At 46.9% G+C, this 19,300-nt stretch carries 16 protein-coding genes; 10 read left to right on the top strand and 6 right to left on the bottom strand.

Going from position 1 to position 19,300, the window contains the following annotated elements:
• Positions 1-24 precede the first annotated feature (24 nt).
• On the top strand, positions 25-1,182 hold the full coding sequence (locus tag BLT91_RS02265; protein WP_090816134.1) for an aminotransferase A: 1,158 nt from the start codon (positions 25-27) through the stop codon (positions 1,180-1,182).
• Between the two features lie 77 nt (positions 1,183-1,259).
• Here BLT91_RS02265 and BLT91_RS02270 read toward each other — a convergent pair whose 3' ends face one another.
• The 4 genes from BLT91_RS02270 to BLT91_RS02285 all read right to left on the bottom strand — a co-directional run bounded on the left by BLT91_RS02270 (position 1,260) and on the right by BLT91_RS02285 (position 6,884).
• A complete protein-coding gene (locus tag BLT91_RS02270) occupies positions 1,260-2,381 on the bottom strand; it encodes an N-acetyldiaminopimelate deacetylase (protein ID WP_090816137.1) in 1,122 nt (373 codons plus the stop codon).
• 21 nt (positions 2,382-2,402) lie between these two features.
• Positions 2,403-3,113 carry a 2,3,4,5-tetrahydropyridine-2,6-dicarboxylate N-acetyltransferase gene (dapD, locus tag BLT91_RS02275; RefSeq protein ID WP_090816139.1) on the bottom strand — a complete coding sequence of 237 codons (711 nt, stop codon included), beginning with the start codon at positions 3,111-3,113 and terminating at the stop codon, positions 2,403-2,405.
• Positions 3,114-3,279: 166 nt separating this feature from the next.
• Positions 3,280-5,163, bottom strand: coding sequence for an ABC transporter ATP-binding protein (locus BLT91_RS02280; RefSeq protein ID WP_090816141.1), 1,884 nt, complete (start codon positions 5,161-5,163; stop codon positions 3,280-3,282).
• A complete protein-coding gene (locus BLT91_RS02285; protein WP_090816143.1) occupies positions 5,160-6,884 on the bottom strand; it encodes an ABC transporter ATP-binding protein in 1,725 nt (574 codons plus the stop codon). The genes BLT91_RS02280 and BLT91_RS02285 overlap by 4 nt, the downstream gene beginning before the upstream one ends.
• A gap of 418 nt (positions 6,885-7,302) precedes the next feature.
• Between BLT91_RS02285 and pyrR the strand changes: the two genes are divergently transcribed.
• The 7 genes from pyrR (at position 7,303) to pyrE (ending at position 16,076) form a co-directional block, all read left to right on the top strand.
• Positions 7,303-7,857 (top strand): bifunctional pyr operon transcriptional regulator/uracil phosphoribosyltransferase PyrR, encoded by a 555-nt coding sequence (gene pyrR / locus BLT91_RS02290; RefSeq protein WP_090816144.1) that lies wholly within the window; start codon positions 7,303-7,305, stop codon positions 7,855-7,857.
• On the top strand, positions 7,854-8,762 hold the full coding sequence (locus BLT91_RS02295) for an aspartate carbamoyltransferase catalytic subunit (RefSeq protein WP_090816145.1): 909 nt from the start codon (positions 7,854-7,856) through the stop codon (positions 8,760-8,762). Before pyrR ends, BLT91_RS02295 begins: the two co-directional genes overlap by 4 nt.
• A gap of 20 nt (positions 8,763-8,782) precedes the next feature.
• Entirely contained in the window at positions 8,783-10,066 is a 1,284-nt protein-coding gene (locus BLT91_RS02300) for a dihydroorotase (protein ID WP_090816148.1), read from the top strand.
• 162 nt (positions 10,067-10,228) lie between these two features.
• Positions 10,229-11,413 carry a carbamoyl phosphate synthase small subunit gene (locus BLT91_RS02305; protein ID WP_090816151.1) on the top strand — a complete coding sequence of 395 codons (1,185 nt, stop codon included), beginning with the start codon at positions 10,229-10,231 and terminating at the stop codon, positions 11,411-11,413.
• A gap of 14 nt (positions 11,414-11,427) precedes the next feature.
• Entirely contained in the window at positions 11,428-14,637 is a 3,210-nt protein-coding gene (gene carB / locus BLT91_RS02310) for a carbamoyl-phosphate synthase large subunit (RefSeq protein WP_090816153.1), read from the top strand.
• Between the two features lie 54 nt (positions 14,638-14,691).
• Positions 14,692-15,381: an orotidine-5'-phosphate decarboxylase gene (pyrF, locus tag BLT91_RS02315; protein WP_090817218.1), complete on the top strand. Its 690-nt coding sequence runs from the start codon at positions 14,692-14,694 to the stop codon at positions 15,379-15,381.
• A gap of 53 nt (positions 15,382-15,434) precedes the next feature.
• Positions 15,435-16,076 carry an orotate phosphoribosyltransferase gene (gene pyrE / locus BLT91_RS02320; protein WP_090816155.1) on the top strand — a complete coding sequence of 214 codons (642 nt, stop codon included), beginning with the start codon at positions 15,435-15,437 and terminating at the stop codon, positions 16,074-16,076.
• A 298-nt stretch (positions 16,077-16,374) separates the two neighbouring features.
• On the opposite strand, the gene BLT91_RS02325 is transcribed toward pyrE, so the two are convergent.
• On the bottom strand, positions 16,375-17,250 hold the full coding sequence (locus tag BLT91_RS02325; RefSeq protein ID WP_090816157.1) for a LysR family transcriptional regulator: 876 nt from the start codon (positions 17,248-17,250) through the stop codon (positions 16,375-16,377).
• A gap of 123 nt (positions 17,251-17,373) precedes the next feature.
• On the opposite strand from BLT91_RS02325, the gene dapA reads away from it, so the two are divergent.
• Together dapA and BLT91_RS02335 are read left to right on the top strand one after the other, a co-directional pair.
• Positions 17,374-18,249 carry a 4-hydroxy-tetrahydrodipicolinate synthase gene (gene dapA, locus BLT91_RS02330; protein WP_090816159.1) on the top strand — a complete coding sequence of 292 codons (876 nt, stop codon included), beginning with the start codon at positions 17,374-17,376 and terminating at the stop codon, positions 18,247-18,249.
• A 23-nt stretch (positions 18,250-18,272) separates the two neighbouring features.
• Positions 18,273-18,665, top strand: a complete 393-nt coding sequence (locus tag BLT91_RS02335) for a RidA family protein (protein ID WP_090816161.1) — start codon at positions 18,273-18,275, stop codon at positions 18,663-18,665.
• 117 nt (positions 18,666-18,782) lie between these two features.
• Here BLT91_RS02335 and BLT91_RS02340 read toward each other — a convergent pair whose 3' ends face one another.
• Positions 18,783-19,289, bottom strand: a complete 507-nt coding sequence (locus tag BLT91_RS02340) for a GNAT family N-acetyltransferase (protein WP_090816163.1) — start codon at positions 19,287-19,289, stop codon at positions 18,783-18,785.
• Between the last annotated feature and the right edge of the window lie 11 nt (positions 19,290-19,300).

Genomic DNA, 19,300 nt, shown 5'->3' on the forward strand with positions numbered 1-19,300 from the left:
CCCACTGGGAGAGGAGTGAATCACATGGAGCATCTGATTAATCCAAAAGTTAAAGACATTCAAATTTCTGGCATACGCAAAATCTCAAATCTCGTAAGCACCATTCCAGGCGCACTGACGTTAACGATTGGACAGCCTGATTTCCCGACGCCGCGGCATATAATTGAGGCTGGGCAGAGGGCTTTGGATCAAAATAAAACGGTGTATACCCAAAATCACGGTCTATTAGAGTTGCGCGAAGCGGCATCGGACTTCGTTCGTAACAAGTATGGCCAGGAATATCGGGCGGCTGACGAAATTATCGTTACGGCTGGAGCGAGTCAAGCGGTTGACATTACGTTACGTACCATTCTTACACCTGGTGCGGAAGTTATCATTCCTGCGCCTATTTACCCTGGATACGAACCGCTAATCCGATTAGCAGGCGGAGTTCCTGTCTATGTCGATACAAGAACGAATGGCTTGAAATTAACCGCTGAGTTACTTGAGCCTTATCTAACGGCTAACACGCGCTGCATTATCTTATGCTATCCGTCTAATCCTACAGGTCAAGTACTTACAGAGCAGGAATTGGCCGATTTAGCCCAATTATTAGAAGATCGAGAATTGTTTATATTATCGGATGAAATCTACAGTGAGCTTGTATATGGTGATCGCCATCACTCCATTGCGACAATTGGCAAGCTCCGTGAGAAAACGATTGTCATTAATGGTTTATCCAAATCGCACGCTATGACAGGCTGGCGTGTTGGTTTCACATTGGCGCCGGCTTATATCACAGAGCATATGGTAAAGGTTCACCAATATAATGTGACCTGCGCGAGCTCAATAAGCCAATATGCGGCACTGGAGGCTTTGACAGTTGGGGTGAATGATGCGCTGCCCATGCGGAACGCTTATGAAGGTCGTAGGAATTATGTCTATGATCGGCTGAAGGCTATGGGTTTCGACTTGGAAAAGCCGGACGGCGCTTTTTATTTGTTCCCTTCGATTGCAAAATTCGGATTATCATCTCAGGACTTTACAATGAGGCTGCTTCATGAGGAGCATGTTGCCGTTGTTCCTGGTGATGCGTTTACCTCATATGGAGAAGGCTTTATCCGTATTTCATATGCCTATTCACAGGAAGTATTGGAGCAGTCACTTGATCGTGTAGCACGATTTGTAAGTAAGCTAACTTGATCCAGGTGATTCTTCAGTTATTCATAAAAAAACCTCCAAATCCACAAAAGTGGGCTGGAGGTTTTTCTTTGCTTATTTTAGTTAGATTTAAAACGAAGATAAGCGGTTATGGTATCTATGGCAATATGAATGGCACGCTCATCTGGCTCAAGCTTGGCATTGTGCAGACCATGAGGAGTGTCTACCCCTAACCAGAACATGAAGCCAGGTATTTGCTCCAAAAAGTAGCCAAAATCTTCGCCAGTCATCGCTTCTGTACATTCCACAAGCTGTAGTTTATCGCTTCCGCGAAGCCAGTACATGAATTCCAGTGTCAAAGCAGGATCATTAAATACTTGGCGGTAATTCGAGCCATAATCAATAGTGGCTTTGCACTCGAAGGAACTTTCGATACCTGCTGCTACGGCTTCGATACGTTTTTTGATCTTGCTCATCGAATCAGCGGAGAGGGTGCGAATCGTGCCTTCTAAGCGGGCTTTTTCTGCTATGATGTTTTGCTTGGTTCCAGCTTCCATTTTGCCAATCGTAATGACGGCCGAATCAAGCGGATTCACATTACGAGAAACGATGGTGTGTAATTGACCAACCATTTGTGTCGCCGCAACGATCATATCATTCGCTTGATGCGGATAAGCAGCATGTCCGCCTTTGCCTAAGAGGTCGATGAACAGCTCAGATGTATTTGCAAACAAGATCTCCGGCCGTGTGGCAATCGTACCTACCGGATACTCGGGAGCTATATGGAGAGCGACCATCTGGTCGGGCTTCCAATCCTGCAATTCTTCAGCAGCAAGCATGGGTAATGCGCCACCTGGACCTTCCTCTGCTGGTTGAAAAAGAACAACCAAGTCATCCTGCATCGGTTCTTGAGCGAAATGGGCAACAACGCCCATCCCAATCGACATGTGAAAATCATGCCCGCAAGCATGCATGTAACCCGGATGCTGGGAGGGAAATGGAAGAGAGGTCTCTTCCGTGATTGGTAGTCCATCCATGTCCGCACGGTATCCGAAGCGTTTGGTAGGATTCGTACCTTTGATATATACCAAAATGCCTGTGCGCCACGTGCGGATAGCTATTCTATCCTGAGGAAGCTTAGCTAGATTGTCAAGAAGAAGCTGTTGCGTCTTGAACTCTTGGAAGCCCGGCTCCGGAATTTGGTGAAGCTGACGGCGCAGCTCTATAAATGGGCTAAGCATGGCGAATCCCTCCAGAACACCTTACAGGGTGCGCAGATCTTGTAAAATTTCTGTTTTGGACTTTGTTTTGTCGTCCACTTTCTTAATCACTCGAGCAGGTGCTCCCGCCACAACGGTATATTCTTCTACGTCTTGTGTGACAATAGCTCCAGCTGCAACGACGGATCCTTTACCGATGCGAACACCTTCCAAGATAACCGCATTCGCTCCAACAAGCACATCATCCTCGATGACACAAGGTTGTGCGGATGGAGGCTCAATAACGCCTGCAACAACAGCGCCTGCACCGATGTGACACATTTTGCCTACTTGTGCTCTACCGCCAAGAACGGCGTTCATATCGATCATTGTGCCGTCACCAACTGAAGCGCCAATATTAATAAGTGCGCCCATCATGATTACCGCGTTATCTCCGATATGTACTTTATCACGAATGATCGCGCCCGGCTCAATACGAGCGTTGATTGGCTTCAGATCAAGCATTGGAATCGCAGAATTGCGACGATCAGCTTCAACAACGAAATCTGCAATTAGCGCTTTGTTTGCTTCCAGAACAGGCTGAATTTCGCTCCATTCGCCAAAGACAACTCCGCTACCGCCGGATAAGAAGGTTTGGCTGCCTTCGCCAAAATTAATGCCTTCAAGGTTTCCTTTTACATATACTTTAACAGGTGTTTTTTTCTTGCTTTCTTTGATAAACTGAATAATTTCTAGGGTATTCATTTCGGTCATGGTGACATCTCCTTAAGATTTAGATTGACTCTCCTATATTATCAGATAGGGAGCGTTTCAGCCAATGTGTATTCATAGAAAAGGCTTCTGGTGTTTATTCAATTTATGAATTAGATATGAAAAGGACTGCGTAAAGAGTCGAAATGACTCTAAACACAGCCCTTTTTTAAGAGATGGCTTTTTGAGCGAACTGACTATTGTAAAGATCCGCATAGAATCCGTGTTGTTCCAATAGCTGTTCATGCGTCCCTTGTTCAATGACGGAACCCTGATTCATCACAAGAATGAGATCTGCATCACGAATCGTTGATAGACGATGTGCAATGACAAAGCTTGTGCGGCCCTCCATCAAATTATTCATCGCTCTTTGGATGGATAATTCGGTTCGTGTATCTACACTGCTGGTCGCCTCATCGAGGATCAAAATGGGTGGATCCGCCAGTATCGCGCGGGCAATGGTGAGGAGCTGCTTTTGCCCATGTGAAAGGTTGGAGGCTTCTTCATTCAGTATGGTGTTGTAACCATCCGGTAAGGTTCGAATGAAATGATCGGCATAGGCTGCACGAGCCGCACTAACGATCTCATCTTCTGTGGCACCATCGCGGCCATAAGCGATATTCTCACGAATCGTTCCGTTGAACAGCCAAGTATCTTGAAGTACCATGCCGAAAAGTCCGCGCAGATGATTTCGCGACATTTCACGTGAATCTACAGCATCGATGGAAATAGATCCTCCCTTTAGTTCGTAGAAGCGCATGAGCAGATTGACGATCGTTGTTTTGCCCGCACCTGTTGGTCCAACAATGGCAACCGTTTGTCCGGGCTCCACATTAATGTTCATATCTTCAATAAGCGTGGTATCGTCTTTGTAAGAAAAGGCGACCTGTTTAAATTGAACATGACCTCGAACATTCGTTACCGACTTTGCATCGGTCTGTTCGAGTACTTCTTCAGGCTCATCTAACAGTTCAAAGATGCGCTCTGCGGCGGCGATTGTGGATTGAATCACGTTAGCTATATTGGCTACCTGAGTGATGGGCATCCCAAATTGCCCGGAATATTGAATAAAGGCTAAAATATCTCCGATTTTGATAGCACCATTTGTAACCATAATGCCACCAATTACACTGACCAGCACGTAGCCGATATTTCCGATGAAGGACATAAGAGGAAATATCATCCCTGAGATGAACTGTGCTCGCCAGCCGGAATGGTACAACCGGTCATTAATTTCATTGAATTTCTCGACAGATTTCTGTTCACGACCGAAAGCTTTTACAATCGTATGACCTGTGTACATCTCCTCGACATGACCATTGAGCTCGCCGAGCGTTTTTTGTTGTCCTTTGAAGTACTTTTGAGAGCGAGAAGCAATCATTTTCGTTCCCCAAATGCTTAATGGTAAGGTAATGATCGTGGCCAAGGTTAGCAAAGGGCTTATAGTCAGCATCATAATAACGATCCCTACTAAAGTAACCATTGAAGTGATCAACTGCGTTAAGCTTTGCTGCATGGTCGAACTGATCGTATCCACATCATTCGTTGCACGGCTCATCGTGTCTCCATGACTGCGGGAGTCGAAGAAGGAGAGAGGTACTCGGGAGAGTTTTTCGCTAATTTCTTTACGCAGATTAAAAACAATTTTCTGTGTGACACCGACCATAATCCTTTGTTGAATATAGGTCAGTACCGCGCTAAGTATGTAGAGTACAGCAAGAATAAAAGCAATTTGGAGAATCGCATCGAAGTCGATTTTGGCGCCGGCAATACCTTTCATCTTCGCCATGGAGCCTTCATATAACTTCGTTGTTGCGTTACCCATAAGTTTGGGACTAAGAATACTGAACAGTGTGCTAAGCACAGCTGAGGTAAAAACTAGGATGAAAGAGATACGGAATGGGCTCATATAACTGGACAGTCGTCTCAAAGTTCCTTTGAAATCCTTGGCCTTTTGGACTGGCATCCCCATCGCACCCATGCCGCCTCGGCCAAAGTGACCCGGGTTTATCCCCGGTGATGAAGGGCGCTGATCTCTTGGTTTTTCACTCATGCAATTTCCTCCTCTGACAGCTGAGAGGCAACAATCTCTTGATATACAGCACAGGTTTTCATGAGGTCTGCATGGGTACCTGTCCCGACAATACATCCCTCTTCCAATACGATAATTCGGTTAGCATCCATTATTGTACTAACCCGCTGGGCGACTATAATCTTCGTTGCATGGTCCGTTTCAGCTTTAAGCGCGGCTCGAAGATTGGCATCCGTTTTGAAATCAAGTGCGGAGAAGCTGTCATCGAACACATAAATGTTCGGTTTGCGAGCGAGCGCTCTGGCAATCGCCAATCGCTGCTTCTGACCGCCAGATAAATTCGTTCCGCCTTGGGCGAGAATCGCTTGATAGCCTTCTTTCATCTCTTCGATGAATTCTGCAGCTTGAGCTGTGGCTGCAGCATGCTGGATTTCCTCATCGGTTGCCATCTCGCTCCCAAATCGGATGTTATCGGCAACTGTACCTGAGAAAAGCGCAGCTTTTTGCGGAATATAACCAATTTGTTGTCTTAAGCTTTCTAACTTCAGAGTTTGCAAGGGATGGCCGTCAATCGAGATATTGCCGGAATCTACATCATAAAAGCGTAAAAGCAAATTGATCAGAGTCGTTTTGCCGGAGCCTGTGCCTCCAATTATTGCTGTGATCTCACCGGGTTCAGCACGGAAGGATAGATCACGGATTGCTGGCTGCTCCGCACCGGGATAACTAAAGGTAACGTTCTGAAACTCAATTGCAGATTGATTAGAATCCAGAGTCTTCGCCTTTTCAGCATTATGTATGTTAGACTGTAGGGCCAGAACTTCATTAATACGAACTGCAGACGCTGATGCACGGGGAATCATCATAAAAATCATCGTCATCATGAACATAGAGAACATAATTTGCATGGCATATTGGATGAAGGCCATCAAATCACCAATCTGCATTTGATTGGCATCAATACGAACACCGCCGTACCAAAGAATGACGACAACCCCAAGATTAAATACCAGCATCATGACGGGCATCATGGTAGACATGATAATATTTACTTTTACAGCTATTTGGGTGTAATCCAGATTCGCTTTTTCAAATTTAAGCTTTTCATGTTCGGAACGCTTAAAAGCGCGAATCACTCGAATGCCGGTTAAATTTTCACGCAGCACGAGATTGATTCCATCAATTTTGATTTGTAACTGTTTGAATAATGGCAGTCCTTTGCGCATGATACCAATAATAGCGAGGGCAAGAATAGGGATGATGGAGATTAATACAATAGCCAAATGCGCGTCCTTATAAGTGGCCATGATCACTCCGCCAATTAGCATAGTCGGCGCGCCGATGAACATCCGCATCATGACGATGACTTGCTGAACTTGTGCGATGTCATTCGTGGTCCTAGTAATGAGGGAAGAGGTTCCGAGTCTATCAAATTCATTCAAAGAGTAGCTCTCTACATGGGTAAAAAGCGTTCGGCGTAAATCCCTGCCGAATCCGGTCGCCGTCCGTGCCAGCAAGTAACTTGCGATGATAACACAAACCATTGCGCCCATCGCCACTAAAAGCATGTAAGCGCCAAACCGGAGAATATAAGGAATATCTCCTTTCACGACTCCGACATCGACAATGTCAGCGAGAAGTGTGGGCAGGTACAACTGCGCCAGTGATTGCAGAAGCATCAAGGTAATGATTGCAGCCACTGCAAATTTGTACGGTTTCAACAGTCGAAACAGTTTGAACATGGTTTCCTCCTTAGAGTTTTGTGTTAGAAAACTGAGTTTTCATAAGAAAACCGGCTCGTGCATTTTATATGTAAATTATAACACATGGCTATGCACCTGCTCAAAGATAGTTCTTTAATTTATATTGACTTATCGTGTCGAAAATGGGATAATTATTTTAATTACATATGTACCTTTAAAAACAGTCCAGAGAGACTGGCAAGGTAGTCGATGAGAAAAGACGGGATATACTGAGTCGCGTATTCAGTGTATGAATAAGCTTGGGGATGTGCGCATCCTTATGCCCCGGTCTGTATCTTCATGCACTCGTAACTCCTTGCCATTAATTGGGCAAGGAGTTTTTGGTTTTCTAACGATAAATCGAGCAAATGCTTACGATGCAAGTTTTCCTACTGAAAACTTTTAGGAGGCGAAAAAGATGAACGAAACAGCCGAACACACGATTATAGATGAAATGGGAATCCGTAGAGCACTAACGCGGATTGCGCACGAGATACTGGAAAAGAATAAGGGGGTAGAAAATTGTACCCTGATTGGGATTCGGACCCGTGGTATTTATTTAGCCAAGCGAGTAGCAGAGCGAATTCTTGAGATTGAAGGTGTCCCGATTCCTGTAGGCGAGATTGATATCACTTCTTATCGTGATGATCGTGTCAAGGTGAAATCCGTAGAAAACGTCCAGGAAGACGGCAAGATACAAATTCAAGACCGTAAAATCATCCTCTTTGATGATGTGCTCTACACTGGACGAACGGTGAGGGCAGCCATGGATGCATTGATTGATTTGGGCAGGCCGCAAATGATTCAGCTTGCCGTACTTGTCGACAGAGGGCATCGCGAATTGCCAATTCGCCCCGATTATGTTGGTAAGAACGTACCTACCTCCAAAAGTGAAAGTATTGAAGTGCTGCTAACGGAAATCGATGATAAAGATCGGGTCATCATACTTCAACAGAGGGGGAAACAGGAGTGAGCATAGTGAGTCTACAAACAACCAAGCATTTTCTAGGATTGAAAGGCGTCAGCGCAGGGGAAATAACGAGCATTCTTGATCGTGCAGCCTATTGGGAACAATATCCAACGAAGGTGACGAATCAATTTCAAGGCAAATTCGTTTCAAACTTATTTTTTGAAAATAGTACAAGAACCCGTTTCTCCTTTGAACTGGCGCAAAAGCGCTTAGGAGCCGACGTGCTTAACTTCTCCGCTGCGGAATCCAGTGTACAAAAAGGCGAGTCCATTTACGATACGGTCCGTACCCTCGAGTCCATGGGCATCGATGCCGGTGTCATCCGCTTGAAGCCGAACGGTGTCCTTGCGGAGCTGGCTGAGAAAATCAAAATCCCGCTGATTAACGCGGGAGACGGAAATAACGAGCATCCAACGCAAGCGCTGCTCGATTTCTACACTATGCGCAAGCAGTTCGGCGCAATCAAAGGGTTGACGGTCTCCATCATCGGAGACATCCTGCATAGCCGTGTGGCTCGCTCCAACCTTTGGGGACTCATCACTCTAGGTGCGAAAGTGCAGTTCTGCGCACCAGAACGCATGCAGGCACCGGAATTGGCTGAATTCGCGCCATATGTGTCCTTCGAGGAGGCGCTGAAGGCCGACGTGGTCATGATGCTGCGAGTACAGCTCGAACGACACGACAAAGGAATTATCCGCTCAGCGGAGGAATACCGCGAGCAGTACGGTTTAACCGTAGAGCGTGCAAGCCGCATGGCGCCTCACGCGATCATTATGCATCCGGCCCCAGTCAATCGCAACGTAGAGCTTGATGATGAACTGGTAGAACATGAAAAATCGAAAATTTTCACACAAATCGCTCACGGTGTGCCAATTCGTATGGCAGTCATTGAACGAGCTTTATTATAAAACAGGGGGATTTCACCACAATGGGCATTTGGATATTAAACGGACTTACCGTCGATGTAAATAATGTACAAGCGAAGAAACACATTTTTGTTGAGAATGACAAAATCGCACAAGTGTTAGACGCAGCAGAAGGTTCAGCTCCGCGAACAGAAGGTCATGAAGTCATTGATGCAGCAGGCAAGCTGGTTACGCCTGGATTCATCGACATGCATGTCCACTTGAGAGAGCCTGGATTTGAACATAAGGAAAATATTGCGACCGGAACGCGCTCCGCGGCTAGAGGCGGCTTTACAACAATTGCTTGTATGCCGAATACAAGACCCGTTATCGATACTGTTGATACGGTGAACTACATATTGGATAAAGCTGCGACCGAAGGGGTCATCCGCGTTCTTCCATATGGCACGATCACGAAGAACGAGCTTGGCCGTGAGTTGACCGATTTCGCTGCGCTGAAGGAAGCGGGCGTCATCGGCTACACGGATGACGGCGTTGGCGTGCAAAACGCACAAATGATGAAGGATGCCATGGCGTTGGCTGTATCAATCGGCATGCCCATCATCGCGCACTGCGAGGATGACACACTTGTTGTCGGTGCGCCTGTAAGTGAAGGGTCTTTCTCTAAAAAGCACGGCCTGAAGGGGATACCGAACGAGTCTGAGGCGATTCATGTAGGACGCGATGTGCTGCTGGCGGAAGCGACCGGTGTTCACTATCACGTGTGCCACGTAAGCACGGAGCAGTCGGTTCGTTTGATCCGACACGCGAAGCAGTTCGGAATTAAAGTGACTGCCGAGGTATGTCCGCATCACCTAGTGCTCTCTGATGAAGACATTCCTGGACTCGATGCGAACTGGAAGATGAACCCGCCGCTGCGCACACCGCGCGATGTGCAGGCTGTCATAGAAGGTCTGGAAGATGGGACAATCGACATCATCGTTACGGATCACGCACCGCATAGTGAAGAAGAGAAGGCGAAAGGCATGATGCTGGCACCATTCGGCATACTCGGTTTCGAAACAGCGTTCTCACTGCTGTATACGAAATTTGTTTTGACTGGTAAATGGACGTTAGGCTTTCTCGTCGATCGTATGACAAAAAAACCTGCTGACGTATTCGGTCTTCCTTACGGAACATTGAATGTGGGCAGTGCAGCTGATATTACAATCGTGGATTTAGAAACGAAACTTGAAGTTTTGAAGGAAGAGATTGTATCTCGGAGTAAAAACACACCGTTCATCGGATGGAAGCTGCAAGGTTGGCCGATTGTAACGATCGCATCAGGTAAAGTAGTTTGGTCGTAATCCGCGTAGCACTCTATACGGCGAACGAAAAATCGTGTATATTTATACAAAATGATAATTTTTTATGCAAGTCTATGCATTTTTAAATTCTAATTGAAGTTGTAGGCATGACATCTGCGATTCGTGAGAATCGTTTGACAATAGCGAAGGAGTTGGAAGAACATGCAGGCAAGATTGTTGCTGGAAGACGGCACTCTTTTTACAGGAAAATCGTTCGGCAGTGAAGGTGAATCCGTCGGCGAGGTTGTATTCAATACCGGAATTACAGGTTATCAGGAGGTGCTTTCGGATCCTTCCTACTGCGGTCAAATCGTGACCATGACGTATCCTTTGGTTGGGAACTACGGTGTCATTCGGGACGATTTTGAATCCGTACGCCCTTTCATTCATGGCTTTGTCGTTCGTGAGCATGAAGAAATTCCAAGCAATTGGAGAGCGCAATACACGCTTGGCAGCCTGCTGAAAGAATACGGCATCGTTGGCATCAGCGGCATCGATACGCGCATGCTGACTCGTAAAATCCGTCATCACGGTGTCATGAAAAGCTTGCTGACAACGTCTAATAAATCCATTGCTGAGCTAACTGAAATCCTTCGAGGAACTTCCCTCATGACAGATCAAGTAGCTCGAGTATCCACGAAAAGTGTATACGGCGCACCTGGACACAAGGAGCGTATCGTACTCGTTGACTTTGGAGCAAAAAGCGGAATCATCCGTGATCTTAGCAAACGTAACTGTGACGTTGTCGTTGTGCCTCAAGATGCTACGGCTGAACAAATTCGCCGCCTTGCGCCAGACGGTGTACTGCTGTCTAACGGCCCTGGGGATCCGAAAGATGTACCTCACGCAGTCGAAATGATTAAAGGTTTGCTTGGAGATATTCCGCTCTTCGGTATTTGCTTGGGTCACCAACTATTCGCACTTGCTTGCGGCGCAGACACAGACAAACTGAAATTCGGACACCGCGGCGGGAACCATCCAGTTAAGGATTTGGCTTCCGGACGATGCTACATCACATCGCAAAACCATGGCTACACCGTTAAGGAAAATTCTATCACTGGAACTTCCCTTGAAGTGACGCACATAAACAATAATGACCGTACCATCGAAGGCTTGAAACATAAGAACTACCCTGCCTTCTCGGTTCAATACCATCCAGAGGCAGCACCGGGGCCATTTGACTCCAGCTACTTGTTCGATGATTTCATCTCGCTGATTCGTCAGCATAAGCTCGATAACCCACAGCAGCCGCGCCAAGCGCAAATGCTTGCTCAATGGAAAGCTTCCACGGCATCGACATCTGTAAGTAAAGCTTATGAAGCAAGTTTTGCTAACGCAAAACTCTAAGGAGGAACTGCAATATGCCAAAAAATAATACACTCAAAAAGATCCTCGTTATCGGTTCCGGTCCGATCGTTATTGGTCAGGCAGCGGAATTTGACTATGCAGGCACGCAAGCTTGCCAAGCGCTTAAAGAAGAAGGCATGGAAGTAATCCTGATCAACAGCAACCCAGCTACAATCATGACGGATACGAACATGGCGGATAAAGTATATATCGAACCGATTACCCTTGAGTTTGTTACGCAAATCATTCGTCAAGAACGTCCTGATGGTTTGCTTCCAACACTCGGTGGTCAAACGGGTCTAAACATGGCTGTTGAGCTAGCTCGTGCAGGGGTTCTGGAAAGTGAGAACGTGAAGCTTCTAGGAACTCAGCTTACGGCGATTGAGAAAGCAGAGGACCGTGACCTTTTCAGAGACTTAATGAGAGAATTAGAGCAGCCGGTACCGGATAGCGTAATCGTAACGACAGTCGCTCAAGCGGTTGATTTTGCTAACGAAATCGGCTTTCCAATCATCATTCGCCCTGCCTACACATTAGGTGGAACAGGCGGCGGTATATGTAACACGATGGAAGAGTTGACGGATATCGTTGCTTCCGGAATTCGCTACAGCCCGATTGGCCAATGTCTCGTTGAGCGCAGTATTGCGGGGATGAAAGAAGTCGAGTACGAGGTTATGCGTGATGCGAACGATAACTGCATCGTTGTATGTAACATGGAGAATTTTGATCCAGTTGGTGTACATACCGGAGATAGTATCGTTGTGGCGCCAAGCCAAACGTTGTCAGATCGAGAGTATCAAATGCTGCGTTCTGCTTCACTTAAAATCATTCGTGCCTTGAACATTGAGGGTGGATGTAACGTACAGTACGCACTTGATCCACATAGTTTCCAATACTACGTAATCGAAGTGAACCCGCGTGTAAGCCGTTCTTCAGCGCTTGCTTCCAAAGCAACGGGCTATCCGATTGCGAAAATGGCTGCTAAAATTGCGATTGGCTATACGCTTGATGAGCTTGTCAACCCGGTAACAGGTCAAACCTATGCATGCTTCGAACCAGCGCTTGACTATATCGTTTCCAAGATTCCACGCTGGCCATTCGATAAATTTACAGCTGCAAACCGCAAGCTGGGCACACAAATGAAAGCGACTGGCGAAGTTATGGCGATTGGCCGTACATTCGAAGAGTCTATTCATAAAGCTGTTCGTTCCTTGGAGATCGGCGTACACCGTTTGTTCCTTAAAGAAACGGATCTTTTAGATCAAGAAACATTGGAATCCCGCCTGCAAAAGCCGGACGATGAGCGGTTGTTCTTATTAGCAGAAGCTTACCGCAGAGGCTATACCGTGGAAAAATTGCAAAAATTGACGAATATTGACTGGTGGTTCTTGAATAAACTGGATGGCCTGATTAAATACGAGAAAGAAATTGCGGCGAGCGAACTCACAAACGAGCTGCTTTTCGAAACAAAACGTAAAGGCTTTACAGACCGTGCAATTGCCGAGATTCGTACTCTGGCTGGTTGCTCGACATTCACGAAAGAAGCAGAGTTGAGAATGCATCGTTTGAAGCAAAATATCAAGCCAGTCTACAAAATGGTAGATACTTGTGCAGCAGAATTCGAAGCATCAACGCCATACTACTATTCCACTTATGAGCAAGAAGATGAAGTAACAGAAACAACTAAAGAGAAAGTTGTTGTACTTGGCTCTGGTCCGATCCGTATCGGTCAAGGGATCGAGTTCGACTACTCAACGGTTCATGCTGTATGGGCAATTCAAGCAGCAGGTTATGAAGCAGTTATCATCAACAACAACCCAGAGACCGTATCGACTGACTTCAATACATCCGATCGCTTATACTTCGAGCCTCTTTTCTTTGAAGATGTAATGAACGTCATCGAGCGCGAGAATCCAATCGGGGTTATCGTTCAGTTCGGTGGTCAAACAGCGATTAACTTAGCAGCGCCTCTTTCCAAAGCAGGTGTGCGCATTCTCGGTTCTGATCTTGAAAGTATCGATACAGCAGAGGATCGTAAAAAATTCGAAGCTCTTCTTAGCAAGCTTTCTATTGCACAACCACCAGGCGGTACGGTAACATCCGTCGATCAAGCCGTAGGTACTGCAGCGAAATTCGGTTATCCGGTAATCGTTCGCCCTTCTTATGTCCTAGGTGGACGCGCGATGGAAATCGTCTACTCCGATGAAGAATTGCTAAGCTACATGGAATATGCGGTTAAAATCAACCCTGAGCATCCGGTCCTTATTGACCGCTATATGTTAGGCAAAGAGGTAGAGGTTGATGCGATTTGTGATAGAGAAACGGTCTTAATTCCTGGAATTATGGAACACGTTGAACGCGCAGGGGTTCACTCCGGTGACTCTATCGCGGTTTATCCGCCACAATCCCTTTCTGATGAGATCAAACAACAAATTATCGATATTACTACGAAAATCGGTCTTGAGCTGAACGTAGTGGGCTTGGTTAACATCCAGTTCGTTATCCACAACGATCAAGTGTATGTGATCGAGGTAAACCCGCGTTCTTCCAGAACCGTGCCTTTCTTGAGTAAAGTAACGAACATTCCAATGGCTAATGTGGCTACACGCGTCATTATGGGACAAAAGCTCACGGATATGGGTTACCAAAGCGGACTATGGCCAGAAGATAAGTACGTATCTGTTAAAGTGCCTGTGTTCTCCTTTGCGAAGCTTCGCCGTGTAGACACAACACTCGGACCAGAGATGAAATCAACGGGCGAGGTTATGGGACGCGATATCAATTTTGCTAAAGCACTATACAAAGGCTTAATTGGTGCGGGCATGAAAATCCCTGCTGCTGGTTCAGTCGTAGTAACTGTGGCTGATAAAGATAAAGAAGAAGCGATTGAAATCCTGAAGGGCTTCTACCGTCTTGGATATAAAATCATTGCTACAGGCGGAACGGCTACAGCCATTCAAGAAGCTGGACTTCCAGTAACGACTGTTCACAAGCTGAGCGAAGGTTCACCAAACATCTTGGATCTGATCCGCAGTGGTGAGGCGCAGTTCGTAGTGAACACCCTGACCAAAGGTAAAACGCCTGAACGCGATGGTTTCCGCATTCGTCGTGAAGCGGTTGAGAATGGTGTGGTTTGCATGACATCGCTGGATACCGTAAGAGCTCTTGTAAATATGCTTGAAGCGATCAACTTCTCCTCACGTGCAATGCCAATTCATGTCTAAGGGAGGCTGCCGAACTTGGGTATATTAACTCGTACGGATGTTGCCGGACGCATTATGGTTGCTCTGGATTATGCGAACGCAGAAGGTGCTGAAGGGCTGCTGAAGCAGCTCGAAGGCATCCCTTGCTACGTGAAGGTGGGCATGCAGCTGTTCTATGCTGCAGGTCCCGGCTTCGTAGAAAGCCTGAAAGATCGTGGCTACAAGGTGTTTCTCGATGTGAAGATGCATGACATCCCGAACACAGTCAAAGGCGGCGCGGAAAGCGTGACGCGCCTTGGGGTTGATGTGTTCAATGTCCATGCTGCCGGAGGCAAGCAGATGATGGAAGCCGCCTTGGAGGGTGTCGACAAGGGGCTGGCAAGTGGAGCTGAACGCCCGATTGTCATCGGCGTGACGCAATTGACCAGCACCAGCCAACTGGTGCTGAATGACGAGATCGGCCTGACCGGCACGGTTGAGCAGGCCGTCATTCGTTATGCCCGCTTGGCGCATGCCGCGGGGCTGCAGGGTGTCGTTGCGTCACCGCTCGAGGTGACGGCGGTTAAGGCGGCGTGCGGTGACGGATTTGTCACCGTAACGCCGGGCATCCGCCCTGCGGGAGCCGACGTAGGCGACCAGTCGCGCATCATGACGCCGTCCGAGGCGTTTGCGCAGGGGACGGACTACGTTGTGATCGGCAGGCCGATCACGGGCGCAGCGGATCCACGAGCAGCGATTGAAGCGATTATCGATTCAATTGTGTAACACGAGAGGCAGCAGCCAGGCCTTGGTCTAACAACGGAAGGAACGGTGGAAGCATGAGTCAACTCGAAACAATTGCGCAGCATATCGCGGCGTCATTATTAGATATAGAAGCGGTAGCACTTCGACCGCAGCAGCCTTTTACATGGACATCGGGCCTCAAATCGCCGATTTACTGTGATAATCGCCTGACGATGTCGCATCCAGCTATTCGCGAATCGATCGCTGACGGCTTTGTAGCTTTGATTCAAGAAAAATTTCCGGATGCTGAGGTCGTTGCTGGCACGGCAACAGCTGGTATCCCTCATGCCGCTTGGGTTGCTCAGAAGCTAGGACTCCCGATGATTTACATTCGTGATAAAGCTAAAGGGCATGGCAAGGAGAACTTGATTGAGGGATCTGTGAAGCCAGGACAAAAGGTTATCGTGATTGAGGATCTCATCTCTACAGGGGGCAGTTCTTTGAAAGCGGCTATTGCTGTCAAAGATGCAGGAGCCGTGGCGCTAGGTGTGCTCGCGATTTTCTCCTACCAACTTGATAAAGCTACGGAAGCTTTTCAAGCTGCTGAAATGCCGCTGCATACACTTTCTAACTACTCTACTTTGCTCGAAGTGGCTTTAGAGAAGGGGAAGATCAAGGAAGCGGATATGGAACTGCTTCGCTCTTGGAGAACGAATCCTGCTGCATTTGGCGTGTAGATGCGAAGATAGACGAATTCGAATACAGGAATTTCTAAGTCCCAACAGCTGGTTACCGCTTCAGCGGCGCCGCATTGGTGGAATCTCGACATCCAGCAAATCGGTTCATCATGGAAGAAGCTCTACCTTTACGAAAAGGAGAGCTTCTTTTTTTTCATTTATGAAAGTATTATGTTTCCTCGACATAGCGTTATAGAGGAAACATAAGAGATCGATGTTCCCCAATTGTTAGTTTAACCTCAATCTCAAGTCAAATAACGTATCGACGTTCCCTATCGACAGAAGAATTAAATAGAGTTTATCTTTGTTTGGTCAACAGCTGGATGAACGTTTGCAATGGCTGGGACATCCACTTTTTGGGATGCAGCAGCAGTTGAAGGTCCAGTTTTAAGTCAGTATGTGAAAAAGGTAGATGTGCCAGTTTACCTAGTTCGAGTTCGTTCTGAACAGCAATGCGTGGCAGAAGGGCGATGCCAAGCCCATTCATGACGCAGTGTTTAATTGTTTCTAAATTACCGAGCTCGAATCCAATTCGAAACGGGACTGCATGATCTTTCAGCAATTTCTCAAACATACCACGATAGATGCAGCTCTCTTCTGTGACAATAAATTCAGCTTGCTGAAATTCGGTTAGTTGAATCTGTGTTTGCTTAGTGAGGGGATGCTCTAATGGTGCTACTAAAACTAATGGTTCTTCTCTGACCTTCGTACAGCTAAGCATCGTGTCTGCCGGATAACGATCCAGCAGTAGACCAATGTCATAATCGCCTTCTCTTACTTTGGTGATTAGGGATGCTTCACTGTCAGGGAGGAGCTGAATATTCAATTTAGGATAAAGTTGTTTCAGCTCTTGTAAATAGGGCGGTAAGTAGTATGCGGAGAGCGAGTTAATCGTACCGATGCTAAGCGTTCCGCTCACTTGGCTTGCCACCATTTCTTTGGATTGTTCGTAGAGGTCAAGCATTTGCAAGACTAGCTTTAGCAAGCTTTCACCAGGTGGTGTTAACCGAAGCTGACGCCCGTATCTCTCGAAGAGTGGTAGGCCATATTCTCGCTCCAGCTTCTGAATTTGCATCGTAATACTCGATTGCGCATAGCCCAATTCTTCAGCGGCTCTTGTGAAACTTTTTCTCCGGGCAACCTCCCGAAAGGTTCGGAAATAGGTTAAATCCATCGGAACTCCTCGCTCTATTATCAAAATTTTTGATGAGTATTATCATTTATTATAGATAACTGTGATGCAATGTTCCATGATAAAGTGAATGTACACATAAATTAGCGCAGGGAGATGGTTAAGATGTTAAGAGAGAAGGACTTACATGGTATTTATGTACCGATTATTACGCCATTTGATGAGGACTATGAGGTGGATGCAGCTTCTTTTTATAATCATGTTTACAATGTGTTTCAAGATGATGTGGATGGACTAGTTGTCAATGGAACGACGGGAGAGTCGCCAACAATCACAAGTGAGGAGCTTGGGATTTTGTTCACCACGGCACAGGCCGCTCGCGAGGCTGCACATGTAAATGTTCCGCTCGTCGTAGGTACAGGGACGAATGATACGTTATCAACTGTGAGAAAAACAGAAGCTGCAGGGAAATTAGGTGCTGACGCAGCCTTAGTTGTAGTACCTTACTATAATAGGCCAAGCCAACAAGGGATTATTGAGCATTTTCGCAAAGCAGCAAGTGTCGGAGTGCCGATCATTTTATACGAAGCACCGCATCGTACCGGTGTGACACTGGAACTAGACACCGTACGTACGATACTAGATATCGACGGTGTTATTGGTATGAAAGACAGTACGCCGAACACGAGGTTGGTATCGGAGCTTACGCGTTTGGGCTCGAAGCCGATTTTATGTGGTGAAGATTCCCTGCTATTTGCAGCGCTAAGCTCGGGAGCTAAAGGAGTAATGAGCGCGTCAGCGAATGTGGAGACCGAGCGATTTGTTGCTTTCTATCGACATTTTCTAGCAGGTCAACACGAGCAGAGCAAGCAGCTTTTCGATGAATTGCTTCCGCTCATTCGACTTCTCTTCGAAGAGCCCAATCCGGCTCCACTCAAATGGCTGCTTGAGCAGCAAGGTGTGATTGAATCGGGAATACTTCGATTGCCTCTAATGTCGGTGACGGAAGGGTTGAAGGAGAAGTTAGCGGTGTATGTGTAAGTAAAAAAAGAGGTGAACATACGATGAATCGAGTTAGAGTTTTTACAGGTTCGCCTTGGGAGCCGCTTGTAGGTTATTGTAGGGCGATCCGGGTTGGGAACCGCATCGAGGTTGCCGGAACAACAGCGATGAGAGATGGAGAGGTAGTCGGCGTAGGTAATGCCTATGAGCAAACGCGATTTGTCCTCCAGACGATCGAACAGGCATTGAAAGAACTCGGTGCACACATGTCGGATGTAATTCGAACCCGCATGTATGTGACGGATATTTCCTTATGGCAGGAGTTCGGTCGCGCCCATGGTGAGTATTTCCGTGACGTACAACCTGTGGCTACAATGGTTGAAGTGAGGGCATTGATAGATCCATTGTTGATGATAGAGATTGAGGTTGAAGCTATGTTGGTTGACGAAGCATAGAGATGCACTAAGAGTTGGTTTTTAAGTAAAAAAGCGCTTATCCCCCGTAGATGGCAACGTAATGATCGCTATCAAAGGGGGAAGCGCTTTTTGTTTAGTGGCTTGGCAAATCGACCCTTATCCTACACGTTTACCAAGAATAATGAGGTCGCGTTCGATCCCGTCCAGCTCGGCAATGCCAGGCAGATGCGCCCAATTTTCGAAGCCGAATTTGCGGAAAAGGTATAGACTAGGTTCGTTGTGACCGAAGATGAAGCCTAGTAAGGTCTTCAGCCCTAGCTTTGGACTAGCGTCAATGGCTTGCTCCATCAGGTAACGACCTATGCCTTGGCCGCGAAAAGCTTCATCGACGTAAATGCTGACTTCCGCAGTGGCGTTATAGGCAGGTCGGCCGTAAAAGGATTGGAAGCTAAGCCATCCGCAAATGCCGGAGCCGTTTTCTAGTACCCATAACGGGCGGAAATTCGCTGAGTGCTCATGGAACCAGCCTTCGCGACTTGCTGTGGTGACGGGTTCTGTATCAGCGGTAACCATACGTCCTGCGATGGTAGAATTATAAATTCGTACAATTTCCGCTAAGTCTTCCAAATTTGCATCGCGGATGGTTAGATGCGTCGTGCTCATGGTTAGGCTCA

Source organism: Paenibacillus sp. yr247, assembly GCF_900103825.1.
GTDB lineage: Bacteria > Bacillota > Bacilli > Paenibacillales > NBRC-103111 > Paenibacillus_E.

Bases quoted from the DNA above. Each gene is read 5' to 3' on its own strand.
- BLT91_RS02265 (WP_090816134.1), top strand. From the start codon at position 25: ATGGAGCATCTGATTAATCCAAAAGTTAAAGACATTCAAATTTCTGGC.
- BLT91_RS02270 (WP_090816137.1), bottom strand. From the start codon at position 2,381: ATGCTTAGCCCATTTATAGAGCTGCGCCGTCAGCTTCACCAAATTCCG.
- dapD (WP_090816139.1), bottom strand. From the start codon at position 3,113: ATGACCGAAATGAATACCCTAGAAATTATTCAGTTTATCAAAGAAAGC.
- BLT91_RS02280 (WP_090816141.1), bottom strand. From the start codon at position 5,163: ATGAGTGAAAAACCAAGAGATCAGCGCCCTTCATCACCGGGGATAAAC.
- BLT91_RS02285 (WP_090816143.1), bottom strand. From the start codon at position 6,884: ATGTTCAAACTGTTTCGACTGTTGAAACCGTACAAATTTGCAGTGGCT.
- pyrR (WP_090816144.1), top strand. From the start codon at position 7,303: ATGAACGAAACAGCCGAACACACGATTATAGATGAAATGGGAATCCGT.
- BLT91_RS02300 (WP_090816148.1), top strand. From the start codon at position 8,783: ATGGGCATTTGGATATTAAACGGACTTACCGTCGATGTAAATAATGTA.
- BLT91_RS02305 (WP_090816151.1), top strand. From the start codon at position 10,229: ATGCAGGCAAGATTGTTGCTGGAAGACGGCACTCTTTTTACAGGAAAA.
- carB (WP_090816153.1), top strand. From the start codon at position 11,428: ATGCCAAAAAATAATACACTCAAAAAGATCCTCGTTATCGGTTCCGGT.
- pyrF (WP_090817218.1), top strand. From the start codon at position 14,692: ATGGTTGCTCTGGATTATGCGAACGCAGAAGGTGCTGAAGGGCTGCTG.
- pyrE (WP_090816155.1), top strand. From the start codon at position 15,435: ATGAGTCAACTCGAAACAATTGCGCAGCATATCGCGGCGTCATTATTA.
- BLT91_RS02325 (WP_090816157.1), bottom strand. From the start codon at position 17,250: ATGGATTTAACCTATTTCCGAACCTTTCGGGAGGTTGCCCGGAGAAAA.
- dapA (WP_090816159.1), top strand. From the start codon at position 17,374: ATGTTAAGAGAGAAGGACTTACATGGTATTTATGTACCGATTATTACG.
- BLT91_RS02335 (WP_090816161.1), top strand. From the start codon at position 18,273: ATGAATCGAGTTAGAGTTTTTACAGGTTCGCCTTGGGAGCCGCTTGTA.
- BLT91_RS02340 (WP_090816163.1), bottom strand. From the start codon at position 19,289: ATGAGCACGACGCATCTAACCATCCGCGATGCAAATTTGGAAGACTTA.